At 40.6% G+C, this 298-nt stretch carries 2 pseudogenes; one reads left to right on the top strand and one right to left on the bottom strand.

Annotated elements, in window-relative coordinates:
* Positions 1–181: pseudogene (locus tag AACW06_RS20315) on the top strand (IS5/IS1182 family transposase); the annotation flags it as partial.
* 5 nt (positions 182–186) lie between these two features.
* Here AACW06_RS20315 and AACW06_RS20310 read toward each other — a convergent pair.
* A pseudogene (locus tag AACW06_RS20310) lies at positions 187–298 on the bottom strand (IS982 family transposase); the annotation flags it as partial.

Genomic DNA, 298 nt, shown 5'->3' with positions numbered 1-298 from the left:
TGCCGAAAGCCTTGTAGAGCAGTTAGATGAAGTGAATACCATTGTTTGTGACAAAGGCTATGATAGTGACCCCTTTCGACATTTTGTCCAATTAAAAGGTGGAACAACCGTCATAGCTAAACGCAACAATGGGCAAGATATAGACAAGGAAAGTATGGATTGGTGTCTATATAACCTGAGATCGGTTTAAGCCATCGCCATCAATCCTGATTTTTCAGTGGTTGTTATGTTCAACGATGGCTTTTCTGGTTTTAGGCAGTACGCAATTAACCCACCAAGTAAGTTCAACATGAATCCA

The organism is Vibrio sp. S12_S33, assembly GCF_963889785.1.
In the GTDB taxonomy this organism is placed as follows: domain Bacteria; phylum Pseudomonadota; class Gammaproteobacteria; order Enterobacterales; family Vibrionaceae; genus Vibrio; species Vibrio aestuarianus.
The sequence above is the reverse complement of the archived record's forward strand: the minus strand, read 5'-3'. Positions and strand labels throughout refer to the sequence as shown.